At 42.1% G+C, this 18,640-nt stretch carries 16 protein-coding genes; 13 read left to right on the forward strand and 3 right to left on the reverse strand.

All coding sequences use genetic code 11. The features are described 5' to 3' along the window. Positions 1-83: 83 nt before the first annotated feature. The gene (ilvC, locus tag LC653_RS11765) at positions 84-1,079 is read right to left on the reverse strand and encodes a ketol-acid reductoisomerase (protein WP_229494651.1); all 996 of its coding nucleotides are present in this window, start codon (positions 1,077-1,079) and stop codon (positions 84-86) included. A gap of 531 nt (positions 1,080-1,610) precedes the next feature. On the opposite strand from ilvC, the gene LC653_RS11770 reads away from it, so the two are divergent. The 4 genes from LC653_RS11770 to LC653_RS11785 all read left to right on the forward strand — a co-directional run bounded on the left by LC653_RS11770 (position 1,611) and on the right by LC653_RS11785 (position 6,471). Beyond that, positions 1,611-2,534 carry a DUF4349 domain-containing protein gene (locus tag LC653_RS11770; protein WP_229494652.1) on the forward strand — a complete coding sequence of 308 codons (924 nt, stop codon included), beginning with the start codon at positions 1,611-1,613 and terminating at the stop codon, positions 2,532-2,534. 234 nt (positions 2,535-2,768) lie between these two features. After that, positions 2,769-4,124 carry an NAD(P)/FAD-dependent oxidoreductase gene (locus tag LC653_RS11775; RefSeq protein ID WP_229494653.1) on the forward strand — a complete coding sequence of 452 codons (1,356 nt, stop codon included), beginning with the start codon at positions 2,769-2,771 and terminating at the stop codon, positions 4,122-4,124. Positions 4,125-4,338: 214 nt separating this feature from the next. Continuing rightward, positions 4,339-5,574, forward strand: a complete 1,236-nt coding sequence (locus tag LC653_RS11780; protein ID WP_229494654.1) for an LL-diaminopimelate aminotransferase — start codon at positions 4,339-4,341, stop codon at positions 5,572-5,574. 258 nt (positions 5,575-5,832) lie between these two features. Beyond that, positions 5,833-6,471, forward strand: a complete 639-nt coding sequence (locus LC653_RS11785) for a Uma2 family endonuclease (protein WP_229494655.1) — start codon at positions 5,833-5,835, stop codon at positions 6,469-6,471. Between the two features lie 107 nt (positions 6,472-6,578). Here LC653_RS11785 and LC653_RS11790 read toward each other — a convergent pair whose 3' ends face one another. Next, complete coding sequence (locus tag LC653_RS11790) at positions 6,579-6,875, reverse strand: hypothetical protein (RefSeq protein ID WP_229494656.1); 297 nt, start codon at positions 6,873-6,875, stop codon at positions 6,579-6,581. 802 nt (positions 6,876-7,677) lie between these two features. Here LC653_RS11790 and LC653_RS11795 point away from each other — a divergent pair. From LC653_RS11795 to LC653_RS11810, 4 genes are all read left to right on the forward strand, one after another. Further along, positions 7,678-8,544, forward strand: coding sequence for a zinc metalloprotease HtpX (locus LC653_RS11795; protein WP_229494657.1), 867 nt, complete (start codon positions 7,678-7,680; stop codon positions 8,542-8,544). Positions 8,545-8,978: 434 nt separating this feature from the next. Further along, on the forward strand, positions 8,979-9,401 hold the full coding sequence (locus LC653_RS11800) for a hypothetical protein (protein ID WP_229494658.1): 423 nt from the start codon (positions 8,979-8,981) through the stop codon (positions 9,399-9,401). 993 nt (positions 9,402-10,394) lie between these two features. Continuing rightward, positions 10,395-11,696: a M16 family metallopeptidase gene (locus LC653_RS11805; protein ID WP_229494659.1), complete on the forward strand. Its 1,302-nt coding sequence runs from the start codon at positions 10,395-10,397 to the stop codon at positions 11,694-11,696. Positions 11,697-11,809: 113 nt separating this feature from the next. Then, the gene (locus LC653_RS11810) at positions 11,810-12,673 is read left to right on the forward strand and encodes a fructosamine kinase family protein (RefSeq protein WP_229494660.1); all 864 of its coding nucleotides are present in this window, start codon (positions 11,810-11,812) and stop codon (positions 12,671-12,673) included. Positions 12,674-12,733: 60 nt separating this feature from the next. Here LC653_RS11810 and LC653_RS11815 read toward each other — a convergent pair whose 3' ends face one another. Next, positions 12,734-13,051 carry a TMEM14 family protein gene (locus LC653_RS11815; RefSeq protein WP_229494661.1) on the reverse strand — a complete coding sequence of 106 codons (318 nt, stop codon included), beginning with the start codon at positions 13,049-13,051 and terminating at the stop codon, positions 12,734-12,736. An 87-nt stretch (positions 13,052-13,138) separates the two neighbouring features. Here LC653_RS11815 and LC653_RS11820 point away from each other — a divergent pair, with 87 nt between their 5' ends. From LC653_RS11820 to LC653_RS11840, 5 genes are all read left to right on the forward strand, one after another. Next, the gene (locus tag LC653_RS11820; RefSeq protein WP_229494662.1) at positions 13,139-14,515 is read left to right on the forward strand and encodes an ATP-binding protein; all 1,377 of its coding nucleotides are present in this window, start codon (positions 13,139-13,141) and stop codon (positions 14,513-14,515) included. Between the two features lie 111 nt (positions 14,516-14,626). Then, on the forward strand, positions 14,627-15,913 hold the full coding sequence (locus LC653_RS11825; RefSeq protein WP_229494663.1) for a tellurite resistance TerB C-terminal domain-containing protein: 1,287 nt from the start codon (positions 14,627-14,629) through the stop codon (positions 15,911-15,913). Positions 15,914-16,259: 346 nt separating this feature from the next. After that, positions 16,260-17,588 (forward strand): ATP-binding protein, encoded by a 1,329-nt coding sequence (locus LC653_RS11830; protein ID WP_229494664.1) that lies wholly within the window; start codon positions 16,260-16,262, stop codon positions 17,586-17,588. Positions 17,589-17,840: 252 nt separating this feature from the next. Beyond that, positions 17,841-18,260, forward strand: coding sequence for a XisH family protein (locus LC653_RS11835; RefSeq protein WP_229494665.1), 420 nt, complete (start codon positions 17,841-17,843; stop codon positions 18,258-18,260). Next, the gene (locus LC653_RS11840; RefSeq protein ID WP_229494666.1) at positions 18,248-18,583 is read left to right on the forward strand and encodes a XisI protein; all 336 of its coding nucleotides are present in this window, start codon (positions 18,248-18,250) and stop codon (positions 18,581-18,583) included. Before LC653_RS11835 ends, LC653_RS11840 begins: the two co-directional genes overlap by 13 nt. Positions 18,584-18,640: the final 57 nt, after the last annotated feature.

Genomic DNA, 18,640 nt, shown 5'->3' on the forward strand with positions numbered 1-18,640 from the left:
CCTACGTGGTACGCTTGCAAAAGCGTACCACGTAGGCTTTGCTGTAGTAGCCACGACTTTAGTCCTTTGGCTCTCTCTTTTGCTTAAGCTTTTTTCAACCAGCTAAACATAGCGCGTAAATCTTTACCAACTTCCTCAATTTTGTGTTCAGCTTCTTTGCGACGCAATGCAGTAAATCCTGGTTTACCAGCTTGGTTTTCTAGAACGAATTCTCGTGCAAATTGTCCAGATTGAATTTCGCTGAGAATCTTCTGCATTTCAGCTTTGGTTTGTTCAGTCACAATCCGCGGCCCACGAGTATAATCGCCATACTCAGCAGTGTTAGAAATGCTGTCGCGCATTTTGGCTAAACCGCCTTCCACAACCAAGTCAACAATCAGCTTGACTTCATGCAGACATTCAAAATAAGCCAATTCTGGTTGATAACCAGCTTCTACCAAAGTTTCAAATCCAGCTTTGATTAAAGCACTCAAACCACCGCACAATACCGCTTGTTCGCCAAATAAATCTGTTTCGGTTTCTTCGCGGAAAGTCGTTTCGAGAACACCAGCGCGAGTACCACCGATACCTTTAGCATACGACATGGCGCGATCGCGTGCCTGACCACTAGCATCTTGATAAACGGCAAATAGCGCTGGTACACCTTCACCCTGTTCATAAGTCCGCCGTACCAAATGCCCCGGCCCTTTGGGTGCTACCATCACCACATCTACGTTAGCTGGTGGTACAACTTGCCCAAAGTGAATATTGAAGCCGTGGGCAAAGGCTAACACATTCCCTTCTTCGAGATTTGGTTCAATCTCGTTTTTGTAAATCGTTTTTTGGACTTCATCAGGTAACAAAATCGTGATGAAATCAGCAGCATTGGCAGCATCTGCAACATTTTTCACAGTTAACCCAGATGCCTCAGCTTTTGCGACTGACTTACTACCCGGATATAGTCCCACAATCACATTCAAACCACTATCTTTGAGATTGAGAGCGTGGGCATGACCTTGGGAACCATAGCCGATGATAGCAATAGTTTTTCCAGCCAAAAGGTCTAAATTGGCATCTTCGTCATAATACATCCGGGCCATAGAAGCATCTCCTGTCAGCAAGCATCGTCATTTATTAGCAGGCTTAAGATTGTACCTCAAATTGAGTAACCACAAATGAACTATGAGCCATTAATAATTCGTAATTCGTAATTCGTAATTCGTAATTAAACCAAGGGTCAGAGTCGCCGACCTATCTTTATAGGTCTAGGACTTACGCAAAAGTACACGCGCTCAGGGGCAATTCATGAATTGCCCCTACGTGAAATAAGGATTTCGGCTATTGTTTGCGTAAGTCCTGAGGTCGTGCAGTTACGGGTGTGGTCTAAATCCCCATCTGTAACATGATTACGTTAGCGTAGCGGTAGAAAGTCCGCGTACCCCTCCCCTACAATATCAGCAAGCTACGCGCAGCCTCTCGTAGAGAGCGTCATTAATTACGAACTACGAATTACGAATTACGAATTACGAATTACGAATTACTTTACCCCTGTTACATAAATCGCAACAATACAGGCTTTGAGTTTTACTTCAGTAATACTGGGTTTAACTTCATCCATCTAGGGGTAGATTATGTACGTTTCAACTAAATTACCGCGCACATCTGCTTTATTTGTAAGTGCATTATTAGGAGGGGTGATTTTCACCAGTTGTGCCTCTTCCCATCAGTTAGCAAATAAGCAGTTACCTCCAATGGCAGCTGATGGCGCGGCAAATCAAGCATCTGCACCTGCTAATGAAAGCAGTTCCCAAAAGGCGGAAACTGCACCTATAGCCCGTTCTCGTCCCCAACTCATCAAAAAGGCAGCTATATCTTTGACTGTCAACTCTGTAGAGAAGACTATTGATGCTGTTTCGCAAATTATCAATAAACAGCAAGGGGATTTGATCGGGTTGAAACAACAACAACCCAAAAACGACAACCCGCGTTACACAGCCACAATACAATTGCGGATACCAGAGAACCTGCTGGAATCTACCCTGGAAGAACTAGCTAAATTGGGCACTGTTAAGAGCCGTAATATCACAGCAGAAGATGTGGGCGATCGCCTGGTAGATTTCCAAGCTAGATTAACCAATTTGCAAAAAACTGAAGCCAATTTGCAAAAAATTATGGATCGGGCGGGTTCTGTTAGAGATGTGCTTAGTGTTGCCCAAGAACTGAGTAATGTCCGAGAAACCATAGAACAAATTAATGCCCAACTCAAAAGCCTACAAAATCAAGTTGCTTATTCTACTATTACGCTGAATTTAGAAGCAGCAGTTTCTAGCACCAGTTCACAACCTGCCTTTGGTTTGCAAGTTCAGGAGACTTGGAACAAATCTACCCACTCCCTTAGTTCATTTTCCGTTGGCTTACTCAAGCTGGGTATTTGGTTAATTGTTTACAGTCCTTATTTGTTAATTTTTGCTGCTCTTATCTATGGTTTTACCCGTTGGCGGCGAACTCATTCACCACGTTTGACACAAACACCAGAATCAAGTAGTTCTGAGTGAACTTGCATAAATCCTACATCTACCCTTGATAAATCTACACAGGCAAAGAGTGATTCAAATATTGCCAACTCTTATTATCTGCGCCTCCATATTGAAAAGTTCTGTTTGTCTTGTAGTTTTGATTACTTTAATCCTTCGTCAAATGTAAGCAGGAATACAAAATATGTGATGACAATTTTGATACAAATTTGTTAAGAATAGTTACAATAGTCGGCATACACGATAATATTTCTTATGGTAAATTCACTTGACAATAATCCACCTCATCAAGTAGTTATTGTTGGCGGTGGCTTTGGTGGACTTTATGCGGCAAAAACACTCGCCAAGGCAGCAGTAAACGTCACTCTGATTGATAAACGTAACTTTCATCTATTTCAACCCCTCCTATACCAAGTCGCCACAGGTGCGCTATCTCCTGCTGATATTTCTTCACCGTTGCGTTCTGTGCTTAGTAAGAGCAAGAATACGAAAGTGCTGCTGGGAGAGGTGAATAATATTGATCCAGAAGCAAAACAAGTGACTGTGGGCGACGAAGCAATAGCTTACGATACGTTAATTGTTGCCACAGGTGCGAAGCATTCCTACTTTGGCAAAGACAACTGGGAAGAATTTGCCCCAGGCTTGAAAACTGTAGAAGATGCTATAGAAATGCGTCGCCGGATTTTTACAGCGTTTGAAGCCGCAGAAAAAGAAACCGATCCAGAAAAACGCCGTGCCTGGTTAACCTTTGTAATTGTTGGTGGTGGCCCAACTGGTGTAGAGTTAGCTGGTGCGATCGCAGAATTGGCAAATCAAACTCTCAAAGAAGATTTCCGCAACATCGACACATCCGAAGCCAAGATTTTGCTATTAGAAGGTCTAGATCGGATTCTGCCACCTTTTGCACCAGAGTTATCACAAGAAGCGGAAGCATCCCTGACGCGGTTGGGGGTAGTTGTGCAGACAAAAACACTGGTAACAAATATTGAAAATGATATTGTTACCCTCAAACAAGGCGATGAAGTTAAAGAAATTGCTTCAAAAACGGTATTATGGGCAGCAGGTGTAAAAGCTTCAGCAATGGGAAAAGTGCTAGCAGAGCGCACAGGTGCTGAGTGCGATCGCGCTGGACGGATTATCGTCGAACCTGACTTGAGTATTAAGGGACATCCGAATATTTTTGTAGTTGGCGACTTAGCAAATTTTTCTCATCAAAATGGTAAACCCCTACCTGGTGTTGCACCTGTAGCGAAGCAAGAAGGTGAATATGTAGCAGAACTAGTCCAAAAGCGGCTTGCAGGTAACAGTTTACCGCCCTTTGCTTATGTTGATCATGGTAGTTTAGCAATGATTGGGCACAATTCTGCTGTGGTAGATTTGGGCTTTATCAAGCTGAAAGGTTTCTTTGCATGGCTGTTTTGGCTAGTAATTCACATCTACTTCTTAATTGAATTTGACAACAAATTAGTAGTAATCATTCAGTGGGGATGGAACTATTTCACCCGTAATCGCGGAGCAAGATTAATTACAGGACAAGAATCAATCACGCAGTTCGGAATTAGCGATCGCAATTACGCATCAGCCGATAATAAACAACCAGTAAATGTCTAGTTGGACATTGTTAAGTTAAGAGTAGAGACGCGATTAATCGCGTCTGTACAGGAGTTAGGAGTTATTTCCTCTGTGGGGGAAGCTGAAGCTATATCTACTCCAGTCTTTTTTTGAATTTTGAATTTTGAATTTTGAATTTTGAATTTTGAATTGATTTCTCCCCGCCCTCATAAATTAGCAGTAAGCTATTTTAGGGCGTTTTTCATATTTACACATGGCAACTATTAACAACAACTACCTGAAACTGAAAGCAGGTTATCTGTTTCCAGAAATTGCTCGGCGGGTGAATGCCTTTGCAGAAGCGAACAGTAATGCTAAAATCATTCGGCTGGGCATTGGCGATGTTACCGAACCTCTGCCGGAGGCTTGCCGCACAGCTATGATTAAAGCTGTGGAAGAAATGGGCGATCGCAATACCTTCAAAGGCTACGGGCCAGAGCAAGGCTACGCTTGGTTGCGGGAGAAAATTGCTACTCAAGATTTCCAAGCACGGGGAGCCGATATAGATGCTTCCGAAATCTTTATCTCCGACGGTTCCAAGTGCGACACCGGCAACATTCTGGAAATCTTTGGACATGACAACACTATAGCTGTTACTGACCCCGTTTATCCCGTATATGTAGACACTAACGTCATGGTGGGAAATACGGGAAATGCCAACGATAAAGGCGAATTTGAAGGCTTAGTTTATCTGCCAATTACGGCTGATAACAACTTTACCGCCGAGATTCCCTCAGAGAAAGTAGATTTAATTTATCTCTGCTTTCCCAATAACCCCACTGGCGCAACTGCAACCAAGGAATATTTAAAGGCATGGGTGGACTATGCCAAAGCTAATAACTCGATTATTTTCTTTGATGCAGCCTACGAAGCTTACATTACCGATGCGTCGATTCCCCACTCAATTTATGAAATTGAAGGTGCTAGAGAAGTTGCCATCGAATTTCGGTCTTTCTCCAAGAACGCAGGTTTTACAGGAACTCGTTGTGCGTTAACTGTAGTACCGAAGACACTCACAGGAAAAGCCGCCGATGGTTCCGATGTGGAACTGTGGAAACTGTGGAATCGTCGCCAGTCTACCAAATTTAATGGGGTTTCTTACATCGTTCAACGGGGAGCCGAAGCGGTTTATTCTGAAGAAGGACAGGCACAAATTAAGGAATTGGTGAATTTCTATCTAGAAAACGCCAAAATTATCCGCGAGAAACTCACAGCCGCCGGATTATCAGTTTATGGAGGGGTGAATGCACCTTACGTTTGGGTGAAAACTCCTAATGATTTATCCAGTTGGGAATTCTTTGATAAGTTGCTGCAAACTGTCAACGTTGTTGGAACCCCTGGTTCTGGCTTTGGTGCTGCGGGTGAAGGTTACTTCCGCATTTCGGCGTTTAACAGCCGGGAGAATGTCGAAGAAGCGATGAAGCGGATTACCGAGAATTTTAAGGTGTAGGCGATCGCTTTTAGGGACTTCCAAATAAAAAAACCCAAAGAACTGGCGAAAAACTCTCTCTTCCTCATTCCTCTGTGTTCTCTGTGTCTGGAGTGGTTCATTTATTTGGGTAATTTATTTCTTGGAAGTCCCTTAGCCGCTTTTGTTAAACTCATTCTATTAATCTAAAGGTTACGGTGGGCTATATTATCCACCGCAACCTGATAGATATTGAATTTTGAATTTTGAATTTTGAATTTTGAATTGGAGCGAAGCGACGTGACTGCTGCCATCCCCGTTTTCAAACCTGTTAGCCAGATGCAGTTAGCACCTGGTAGCACAGTGACAATTCCAGATGTTAGCTGGGAAGAATTTGAATCTATTTTACAAGAATTGGGAGAAAAAAGAACTACACGAATTACCTATAGCCAGGGGACTTTAGAAATTATGGCTCCTTTACCAGAACATGAAATACCCAAAGATTTAATTTCTGATATTGTCAAAATATTGCTGAAGGCTAAAAATATTAGATACCAACCTTTTGGTTCCACCACTTTTAAACGGCAAGGTGTAGCAGGAGTTGAACCTGATGCTTGCTTTTATATTCAGAATTATCAACAAATGATTGGTCATCGCCGCTTACAACCTGATGATCCGCCGCCAGATTTAGCAATTGAGACTGATGTCACATCAAAAACTACTCTCGATGCTTATGAAGCCATTGGAGTCCCAGAATTATGGGTTTACGACAGTGGAAACCTTTCTATTTATTTGCTCAGAGATGGGAAATATATAAAATCTAATACCAGTCCTAATTTTGAGGATATAGCTATTACTCAGATTATTCCTGCTGCCGTGGAACGTAGTTGGCAAGTAGGAAGTTTTCAAGCTTTGGAAGAATTGGAAGGGATGATTTAGTAAATGCTCAACTAGGCATCGCTCATTATGAGTTACTGTCAAATGTGGATCTGACAATTTTGGCACAATATGCAGTAGCAACCAATCTGCTGGAAGCTGCGATCGCTTCACGTTGTGCTTGCTAAGTTAGGGTTCTGGGTATGTTTGGCAGAATTAGTTTCTGGCTCTGAATACATAGCAAATAACTCACTAAAAACCTCTTCCCCATTAATCTCTCCACTACTAACAAATCGTTCTACCTCAACCGAACCATCCTCAAAAAATTCCACTTCCCATCGTTCCCCAGCCACCGCCACATTCACCATAATGGTTTCATCTCGATGATGGGCTAAGGTGTAACTAATTCTCTCTTTTTGTAATTGATTTAAAAAGGTAACTAGTTTGCCAAATCCATGATTATTCATTTGTCAAACCTTTTATCGCTTAATAACTTGCGAACAACTTTAAAACCCGGTTAATTTACCTCTGCTCCCGCTTCAATCTCCTCCCATAACATTTCAGAAAACTCATCCCAACTGGGCGATTCTTCCGGGAGTGGAGCCTGTTTTATACTACCCTTCTTGTACTTCAGGATTTCAGACACCTTTTGCCCAGCAAATTTATGTACGATTTCCTCCTCTCCTTTTGATTGAGTGGCTATTTTACTTTATCAATAGCGATCGCCCATACATGACTACTCTAACTATAGGAATCATATTTGATTTCTGAAAAAATCTCGGTAGTCTTGTAATGGACTGTCTAGGCTTTAATGATTGCAAAAAAATTGTAGGTTGGGTGGAGGCTAAGCCATTGCCTACATCCTGATATATGTTGGGTTGCGCTCCGCTCCACCCAACCTACGTCTAATGCACTATTTTGCGTAGACAGTCCACTACGTGCATTTCAAAAATCAAATACTAGTCCTATATGTGATACCTACGGCGGTAAACTACGCACTTTCGCAATTATCTATTAATTAGAACCATAGACGATTTACTTCTATAGATAGATGCGTTTATGTTATCTATAAATGTTAAATTTTCTCCCAATAGAGCAAGTATCCAAAACAACTATAATTAGTATTTATCAAAGTTAGGTGGGAAAACCGTACTTGTCTGATAGGTTTTCTGTATCGTATAGCTAAGTTTACCTGGATACAATCAAAGTGTGGCTTAATTAATGCTGTTTTCTAAAAAATCTACACAGCATTAGCAGGAGAGCGAAAATATGACAAATCAATTGAAAACGGCTGTTTTGCTAGCTGCTTTAAGTGGTCTTTTGATCGCAATTAGTTACTGGGTAATTGGCGGTACTAGTGGCTTGATAATAGGGATAGGTTTAGCAGCAGTAACAAACCTGTTTTCCTGGTATCAATCAGATAAGATTGCGCTGGCAGTATATCAAGCCCAGCCTGTGAGTGAAAGGGAAGCACCAGGGCTTTATCGGATTGTGCAGAGATTAAGCGATCGCGCTAACATCCCCATGCCCAAAGTTTACATTGTCCCTAGCCTTGGTGCAAACGCCTTCGCTACAGGGCGCGATCCAGAACACGCTGCTGTTGCTGTCACCGAAGGCATTTTGAATATATTGCCAGAGGACGAACTCGAAGGCGTTATCGCCCACGAACTCACCCACATTATTAATCGTGACACCCTTACACAAGCTGTTGCTGCTACCGTTGCTGGTGCTATCTCATTCCTAGCGCAAATGGTTAGTTACAGCTTATGGTTTGGCGGTAGTTCACGAGATGACAACAGAGGTGCAAATCCTTTGGGTATCTTATTAACAGTAATGCTTGCGCCAGTGGCTGCGACGATTATTCAGCTAGCAATTTCGCGCACACGAGAATTCTCTGCTGATGCAGGTTCAGCTAGATTAACTGGTAATCCCCGCGCCTTAGCCAGGGCACTGCAACGTTTAGAAGCCTCAGCAAGGCAGATGCCTTTAAATGCCAATCCAGCTTATGAGCCGTTATTAATTATCAATTCTATCTCTGGACAGTTTATGGGTAACTTGTTCTCTAGTCACCCTGCTACAGAGGAGCGAGTTGCAGCATTACTGAAACTAGAGCAACAACTGCCAACGACAGCTTAGTCATTAGTCATTAGTCATTAGTGGAATTGACAATGACCAAATAATTCGTAATTCGTAGTTCGTAATTCGTAATTAATAAATTCAAGGTACAAGCCTCTCTGACAATTCAGGTTATGTGGAAAAGTCCACGAAAACCTAACCCCCTAACCCCCTTCCCGTGTCGGGAAGGGGGAAAATTCAAAGTCTCTCTCCTTTTAGGAAGAGAGATTTAGAGAGAGGTTTTTCAGATACCGTGAAAAGTCAGACAAGCCTCTAACTTAGTTATGTCAAACAAAAAAAAGGCGTAGCATCCTTCTTTCAGAGCAAGCGACTTTAGTTCTGGGGTAATTACGAATTACGAATTATTAATTACGAATTATTGTGACTTATGACTATCAGTACAGGGTGCAGTTTTCATCCGAGAGTAAGCTTTGTAATTTAAGGATGTTTTAACTATGACTGCTAGCAACATCGAATCCTTTGGAACCCCAGTAATTGAATCTACTGAATCCATAGTAATTATAGAAATTAGTCCTGAAACCGACAAATTAGTAGAAACCGAAATGGCTGGCGAAAGTGATGAAGTGAAGCGCGAAACCAAAGCGCTGATTGAAGCACTAGAAAGACGCAGCCAAGCGGAGTCAGCAGGTACTCTCACGCGTGAAACTTATTTGAAAGCTGTGCGACAAGCACGAGAATTGATTGAAGGTAGGAAAGTGAAGGAACGCGATCGCTTAGAAGACTCTTGGGCGATAATTCAGGATGAAGCTGAAAGAAACTGGCACTTAATGATGAAAGACTTACTAAACTTCAGCTTCCGCCTGCAAAAAGCTGCTATTGCTGCTTGGGAAACCTTCAATAACCCTTACTCTCGTTAAATAGGGTGATGCGTCAATACAGTTCAGTTAAGCAATTTTTCCTTCTCTCTCTTCTCTCTCTTCTCTCTGTGTCGCGCCAGTTGCTTCAAGTCTCTTAACCGCAAGGGCGCACTGGCTTCTCTGCGCCTAATAAGGTTCGTTAAAAAAAAGAGTCCTAGCCTTAACCCAAGCGTATTGGGTGATGCGTAGAGACTAATGTAGGGAAAAAAGGGCGGTTAGAAACCGCACGCCAGTCGCCTCTTCCAAAGGTAAACTCTGCGCGAACAACGGGGGGAAAATACGCACAGCGCTGGCTCGTCTACACGAGGCTTTACCCGCCTTTGCGGCTTAAAAAACTTAATTTTCTCTTAGCCCACCTCGGTGGGCTTTGTTTTTGTAGCCGCGAATTCCATTCGCCCTGGCTCTAAGTACAGCATTTCATTAATTCGTAGCAAATTAAAGAAAGGCAATACCCTGCAATGGCAATGCGTCAACTTACAATGGCAATGCGTCAACTTACAATGCCAATGCGTCAGCTTACAATGCCAATGTGTCGGCTTACAATGGCAATGCGTCAGCTTACAATGGCAATGCGTCAGCTTACAATGCCAATGTGTCGGCTTACAATGCTAATGCGTCAGCTTACAATGCCAATGCGTTCCCCTACATTAAAAACGCTACGCTTTTATGCAAAACTGTACTAACATCATGTCCGCCAAATCACCCATAATAAAAGAACCCCACCCCCAACCCCTCCCCGCAAGCGCGGGGAGGGGAGGTAAAGTGCAGCTTTTGCGGGGTGGGGTTCCGGGTATTATGGTTAATTACCCGGACATCATATAAGTTGACACGCATGACAGCAGTCTGCCTCTACAGTATAATTGCTACACTCTTCAAGCAACTTTGGCACACTGGATAAACTAGCGATCGCTACTTGAAAGCAGGGGTTTGCGCTCTTTGATTTTCGGTGACGGATAAGATAAAGAGGTAATATAGCTCCTCACACAAGTAGCAATGACTTCAACCCTGCGGAAACTTCCTCGTCTTAATACCCCAACCCTGCATCAGTTGCCCAATGGTTTGACAATCATAGCAGAGCAGATGCCAGTTGAAGCTGTAAACCTCAACTTATGGATTAAAGTTGGTTCAGCCGTAGAATCTGATGCCATTAACGGCATGGCTCACTTTTTAGAGCATATGATTTTTAAGGGAACAGAACGACTGGCTAGCGGTGAGTTTGAACGTCGAATTGAAGAACGGGGTGCTGTTACCAATGCCGCTACTAGCCAAGACTATACTCATTACTATATAACCACAGCCCCCAAAGATTTTGCCGAGCTTGCTCCACTACAAATAGATGTAGTATCAAATGCTAGTATTCCTGATGATGCTTTTGAACGTGAGCGATTAGTAGTTTTAGAAGAAATTAGGCGTTCAGAGGATAATCCCCAACGGCGTACATTTCGACGGGCGATGGAGACAGCCTTTGATGAGCTACCTTATCGCCGTGCAGTGTTGGGGCCTGAATCGGTGATTGCCGAACTTAAACCTCAGCAGATGCGGGATTTTCATACTAGTTGGTATCAACCCCAGTCAATTACTGCTGTAGCTGTGGGCAATTTGCCTGTGGAAGAATTAATTGCAACCGTTGCTGAAGGATTTACAAAAGTCAGTACAGACGCGATTAATCGCGTCTCTGCCCACTCCCCAGTACAGACGCGATTAATCGCGTCTCTGCCCACTGAGCCACCATTTACAGAAATTGTCCGTCGAGAATTTGTAGATGAAAGTCTCCAGCAAGCAAGACTAGTGATGGTTTGGCGGGTTCCAGGAATGGTTCAATTAGATCGCACCTATGGACTGGATGTTTTAGCAGGAATTTTGGGACATGGACGGACATCAAGACTGGTGAGGGATTTACGAGAAGAACGGGGATTAGTTTCTTCAATTTCTGTGAGCAACATGAGCAATCAGCTGCAAGGGACATTTTATATTTCAGCTAAATGTGCAGTGGAAAATTTAGCAGAAGTAGAAGATGCGATCGCTCAACATATTCGCACAGTCCAAACCGAGTTAGTCACAGAATCAGAAATTGCCCGTGTGCGGCGGCGAGTAGCGAACAAATTTATTTTTAGCAATGAAACACCAAGCGATCGCACAGGGTTGTATGGTTACTATCATTCCTTGGTGGGAGATTTAGAACCCGCCTTTAACTACCCAGATCACATTCAGAGCCAAAATGCATCTGACTTGATGCAAGCAGCCAAAGAGTTTCTTTCTCCAGATGCTTATGGTGTAGTTGTCGTCAAGCCGTAAATTAGAAATGGGGAGTAGGGAGTAGGGAGTAGGGCATTAATCAATAATTCTTCTTCCCCTGCTCCCTTTGCTCCCTCATCCCCACTCCCCACTCCCCACTCCCCAATTCAATCATGTGGACTCAAATCGATGCTCAAATTAGCCAGGTGACTGGCGAAAAATTTCAGAGTCAGCAACGGCGATCGGTTGGTGGCGGATGCATCAACCAAGGTTATGCTGTTTCCAATGGTGAGATAACCTACTTCCTTAAGATTAACCAACCATCCCAAGCTGCGATGTTTGAGGCTGAGGCATTGGGTTTAAAGGAAATGCTAGCCACAGCTAGTATTCGCGTCCCAAATCCCATTTGCTGGGGTGTAGCTGAGAATTCTAGCTACATCGTGCTGGAATGGTTAGAACTTGGTAGTGGTAACAGCAATTCGTGGGAAGAGATGGGGCGCAAGTTGGCGGCGATGCATAAAGCTAGCAGTAGCCAAGGTTTTGGTTGGAAAATTAACAATACCATTGGTTCCACACCCCAAATCAATACTTGGATAGCAGACTGGACAGAATTTTATATTAAACATCGCCTGGGTTATCAATTTCAGTTGGCAAGGCGAAAGGGAGGAAATTTCCCCTCTTCAGAAAAATTACTAGCAGCAATCCCTGAACTATTGGCGAATCATCAGGTGCAACCATCTTTAGTACATGGCGATTTATGGGGCGGAAATGCCGGGTGTACTAACTCAGGAGAACCGGTGATTTTTGATCCAGCAACTTATTTTGGCGATCGCGAAGTTGATATTGCCATGACACAATTATTTGGTGGATTCCCCGCAGCATTTTACCAAGGTTACAACGAAGTCTTTCCCTTAGATGCAGGCTATGAGCAAAGAAAAACGCTCTATAACCTATATCACATCTTGAATCACTTCAATTTATTTGGCGGCAGTTATGCTTCCCAAGCGAACCGAATGATTGACCAAATTTTACGCTAACTACAACTTTGCGTACCTCCGCGCTTCCCTTTGCGCTCCTCTGCGTTTAAATTTCACCCCTCAATTCCCCACCATTTGACTCACCATCACCCCCAAAGCCAACATCCCCAAAATCGTCATTAATCCCGCCGGCATAAACTTGCGTGTTTTAGCCAGCCGAACTGCAAAGACGACTACTAAAACAGCAGTAACTATCAGTGCTAAAATCGAACCCCAGGTTTGCCCTTGGAGTTGAAAGTAAGCCGCAAGTACTAGTAATAAACCGCTAATGCTACCACTTAAGAGTGAAACCTTACTTCTAGCCTGAATGTAGCCAATAATGCCACCAGCGATCGCTAATATGCCGTAGGCAAAAGCAGCAATTATACTTAAATTCATTGTTAAAACCTATGTAGACTTTGACTTTACTGCCAGCGTCAGCAGACAATTTACCATAGCTATTTAGCTATACCACACAGTTTATTGATGGATAATCAAGCGATGCCAATAGCAAGTACTTCCTCATATACAAAGGTTCAATATCTCCAGCGCCAAGCAGCGTCACTTTTACTGTACCAGTCTGTTCTGCAAGGCGAAGTAGGGATGGCATTTCTGGAACTGTTGCAAGCTATACGTTACACTGATGCCGATGCCCGGGGTTGTCTCCAAGCCTACGGTAGTTACTTCCACGCTTTGGCTGCTAAAAATCAAAATTGGGAAGACTATTTAATTACTCAACTTCTGTTTTCTGAGAATCCTTTTACAAGGCTGGCTCAAGTGCAAGAATTTGAGGATTTACCCCCAGCTTTAGTAGCAGCAGTTCGCCATGATTTACAAGTATTGCAAAGTCTCTATGAATGTAGCAGCGCTTCTTTAAGTGAGTGGATACAAGGCGTAGCTCACATGCCGATTTCGCCAGTAGTGTGGTATAAAGAGCAAGAATTCGTAGGAGTAGAGACATTTGCTACATATCTACAAGAGTTAGATAATTGGGGTGATGCTGTAGAAGAGTTAGCGGCTTATTATCGGCAATGTGGCTCTGGTTTATTTGCAGAATATCGCGCTTTACGCTGGCAAGCTGGGCAGTTTATCGGTATTCGGTATTCTGATCCAATTAAGCTGAGTGCGCTTGTAGGTTATGAGTCTCAAAAAGATGCTTTGCTAAAAAATACAGAGTTTTTATTATCAGGAGAGATGGCACTGCATGTATTACTTTACGGGAGTCGCGGTTCTGGCAAATCTTCTTTAGTGAAATCTTTGTTGAATGAATATAGCGATGTCTCCGGCAAGGACAAAGCCCAAGGCAGCCTCCGCTTATTGGAAGTGGCAAAATCTGATTTAAAAGACTTACCAAAAATTGTGGAACATTTACGGGGAGTGTCACAAAAATTTATCATCTTTGTCGATGATCTTTCCTTTGAAGAAGATGATGATGCCTTTAAAGCGCTCAAGGTAGTTTTAGAAGGTAATTTAACCGCGCGGCCGCAAAATGTAGTTGTGTATGCTACTTCCAATCGCCGCCACCTGATTCGGGAGTTTTTTGTGGATAGACCTGCCCCCAAGGATAACGAGGAAATCCACGCCTGGGATACGATGCAGGAAAAGCTTTCGTTTAGCGATCGCTTTGGTTTAACCTTGACCTTTGAACCAGCCAATCAAAAAACTTATTTAAAAATTGTACACCATCTAGCAGCACAAGCTGAAATTAATATTACCCCAGAAGATTTGGAATTTCAAGCATTACAATGGGCAACTCGCCACAATGGTCGTTCTGGACGTACAGCACGGCAGTTTGTTGATTTTTTAAAAGCAGATTTAAGACTTTTTGCTACAAATAACAATACATCCAACACTGAGCATTAAACATTTACCTATGTGTATTTTAATTACGAATTACGAATTACGAATTACGAATTACGAATTAGTATGAGAGCTACTTATTCTGATAATTTAACTACGCTAAAAACCAGCAATATGCAATCAGTAATGATCGGCAATCGATTTATTTTAGGCATAGTTGCCTTTAGTGTGAGTTTTGGCCTTAGCCTCGTCCCAAACTGGGATTTTAATAAAGCCTTTCTCACAGGTTTAATTACTGCCGTTACTATCTATGCAGCAGCATTATTCGTAGATAAGCGACGCAGAAATTATGAAATCTTTATTTTAGGTTCTATCCGCAAGCGAATTAAAGAAATGGAGGGATTGAAAGCTCGCGTTGTCAGAGAAATAAATCAAATCGAAGAACATCATAATTTATTATATGCAGAGTCACAACAACTGCAAAATCAAGTCACAGAAAGCCGTAAGCAAAGGGATAGCCTACATAGAGAATTAAGAACATTTGCCGGACAAAAAAAACAGTTAGAAACGGAAGTCAATACCCTGCAAAGTGAAATTAATAACTTACAGAAAAATCAAACAGAATTGAACAATGCTTTTTCTGTCCTCACAGCAGAAAAGCGGCGTCTAGAGTCTAATTGTAATGTATCTCGTAGTGAAATCACCCATTTGCAAAGTCAAATTTCCGAACTCCAGCAAGAGAAGCAAGAAGTTGAAAGCAATTTAACTCTTTTAGGCAGACTCAAACCCCAATTAGAAGAAAAATTATACGAACTGCGAATTGCAATTCAAGAACTAGAAGTTGAGACAACCCAAAAAAATCAATTACTGGTAGCGGTAAAAGCCGAAAGAGAAAATATCCAAGCTATCGTGAATTCTTCACAAACCCAACTTGCAGAACACAAAGCCGAATTACAGCAGTTGCAAGAGCAAGTTTCATTATTGCAAGAAGAACGAGATTCATTACAAAATCAAGTATGGGAATTACTCCAACAAATAGAAACATTCAATCCAGAGCATTTGTCTGATAATTCCAATGAAGATGATAATGAATTGTTTCCTTTTTCTGAGATAATGGATACAGCAATCAGAAACACTTCCGAAGCTGATACATCAGATAATTTACCTGAAGAATGGACTAATTTTTTAGAAAATATTCCAGTATACGAACTACAAGTATTAAAAGCTATAGTCGAACAAGATAATCCTAATGCTGCTATTAAAAAAATTGCCGAAGCAAACATTACTATGCCAAATCTATTAATCGATTCTATCAATGAACGAGCAAATGATACTATTGGTGAATTAATAATTGATTCAAATTCTCAAAGCCCAGAAGTTTACCCTGAATATATGAAGGATGTCAAAAAAATGATTGCAATGTATGAAGAGCGAATGGCTAAACATGCTTCGTCAAATTAAATTATTATTAATGTAAATATGTACTTTAACCTATGCGAGTATCTCACCTTTGCAAATATACCTGGCGATTATATATAAATTGCGGCTACACAAACATAGACGCTTTGCGGCTTCCCGCAGGGTAGTCCGCCTGCGCGGACTCTAGGAATTTGAAACCCACGGAGGTGGGTTTTGTCTGTATAGCCAAGCCAGTGCGTTGGGGAGCCAGTGCTATGGGCGGGTTTCCCGACTTGAGGCACCTGGCGTCCGGCTCTGCCGACTTGAAGCAACTGGCGTGCGAATTCTATTCGCCAAGGCTAATTACTGCTGCGTGCTTCTGCGTTTAGAATAAAGTGAAGTGTAATACATGGCAAAGCTCAAAATCTCGAAAAAAATCTCCACTGCTTTAATCAATTCCCTTGGTGCGGGGGTAGTACCAAGAGTGGGAGTTGAATATATAGCAGTAGGGCGAGAAAAAGAACTAAAAAGCCTATTACAAAATCTCAATGATATTGCAGAAGGTGTAGCAGCATTTCGCTTCATAATTGGTAACTACGGTTCTGGCAAGAGTTTTTTATTGCAACTAATTCGCAACCGGGCTATGGAGCAAGGTTTTGTAGTAGCTGATGCTGATTTATCCCCTGAACGTCGATTAGCTGGAAGCAGCAATGAAGGTGTAGCTACCTATCGAGAATTAATGAGCCACCTAGCTACAAAAACTCGTCCTGATGGTGGTGCTTTAGTCTCGATTTTAGAAGGATGGATTAATAAAATTCAACAAGAAGTGGTTAAAGAAACTGAAATGCGTCCGAATGACGATGGTTTTGATGACCAAGTTGAATCGAAAATTAGGGAAGTAGTTCAGTATATTGAAGGCTTAGTTCACGGTTTTGATTTTGGTAGCGTGATTATTGCTTATTGGCGTGGCTACCGATTGGATGATGATAATTTAAAAAATGCGGCAATGCGCTGGTTGCGGGGAGAATTTACTACTAAAGTTGAGGCGAAAGCAGCTTTAGGAGTGCGCGTTATTATTGATGATGATAGTTGGTATGACTATATAAAACTATTTGCTAAATTTGTAGCTGAAATTGGCTATAAAGGACTGTTAATTTTAGTTGATGAAGCCGTACATTTATATCAAATATCTACTACAGTCACGCGGGAAAAGAATTATAATCGACTCCTGGCAATGTTTAACGATACCATGCAGTGCAAAGCAGAACATCTTGGTATTGTTGTTGGTGGAACAACTAAATTTTTAGAAGACCCCAAACGGGGACTTTTTGCAGACCAAGCTTGGCAAAGACGTACAAAGGAAAGCCGTTTTGTTGCACAAGCTAATGTTCAGGAACATTTAGGGCCAGTGATTCGCCTAAATCCGTTGAGTGAAGCAGAAATATTAACGCTTTTGCAACGTTTAGCTGAGATTCATGCACTCAATTTTGGGTATGAACAGACTTTGACAAATCGTGAGTTGAAGGAGTTTGTGCAAGAAATTATTAATCGCTTGGGTGCAGAAGCATTACTTACACCAGGGGAAATTGTCCGAGATTTTATGAGTGTGCTGAATATTCTTCACCAAAATCCAGGAATTGTGTTTGGTGAATTAATTCATGGCTCTAAATTTAAGCCTACTGCTATGGATAAAGATGCAGATGTGGATGAGGATGGTGCAGCCGAATTTAGTTTGTGATTAATGATAAAGATACTACTATACTGATTTTAAATCAGGTAAAAAACAATACGCTTGGGTTAAGGATAATCGTAGGTTGGGTGGAACTTAAGTGTTACCCAACAAACCCGCGAAAATGTTGGGTTTCGTTCCTCCAACGCCACTTGCTTCAAGTCGGGAAACCGCAAGGGCGCAGTGGCTCCCCAACCTACGCAGTTTATGATTTTTGGCGCTAACTGAACTGTATTGAGGTAAAAAAGTGTGTAAACAGAAATGTCAGCCAAAGACTTATTCCATGAAGCAGTCAAGAAGGGTCTTCAGAAAGAGCAGTGGATAATTACACATGACCCATTAAGGATCGAGTTTGGTAAGGAGGATGAAGTTAGAATAGATTTGGGTGCAGAAAGACTCTTAGCGGCTGAAAAAGCAGGAGAAAAGATTGCGGTTGAGATTAAAAGTTTTTTGAGTGACTCAGCATTGTTTGATTTTCATCTGGCGTTGGGTCAATTTTTGAACTACCGTTTAGTTTTAGAAGCTAGTGAAAGAGAACGCATATTATACTTAGCAGTGCCAATTGCTGCTTACGAATCGTTTTTCCAACGGGATTTACCCCAAGCATCAGTGCGGCAATACCGAATTAAGTTGATTGTATATGATCCAGTGGATGAGGTGATAGTTAAATGGATAAACTAGCATTTTATCGTCAGTGTATTCAAAAACTATTGACCGAATACAGCGACGTTATCCCGATAAACGGCGAAATTGATACACAAATAATTTTTGATACAGAACACGACCATTATCAAATTGTTGATTTGGGATGGGATAAACATCGCCGCATTTATAATTGTGTGATTCATTTGGACATTAAGAACCATAAAATTTGGATTCAACGTAATCAGACTGATAAGTTGATTGCTGATGAATTGGTCGCAATGGGTGTACTAAAACAAGATATTGTATTGGGCTTGCAGCCTGTCTATGCCAGAGAATACACAGGGTATGGTGTGGGGTAGGGCTAACCAAGTTCAATCCTATCCGACCACGGAGGCGATGCCTGCGGCGAGCTAACT

It is taken from the genome of Nostoc mirabile CHAB5784 (assembly GCF_020829645.1).
GTDB lineage: Bacteria > Cyanobacteriota > Cyanobacteriia > Cyanobacteriales > Nostocaceae > Nostoc > Nostoc mirabile.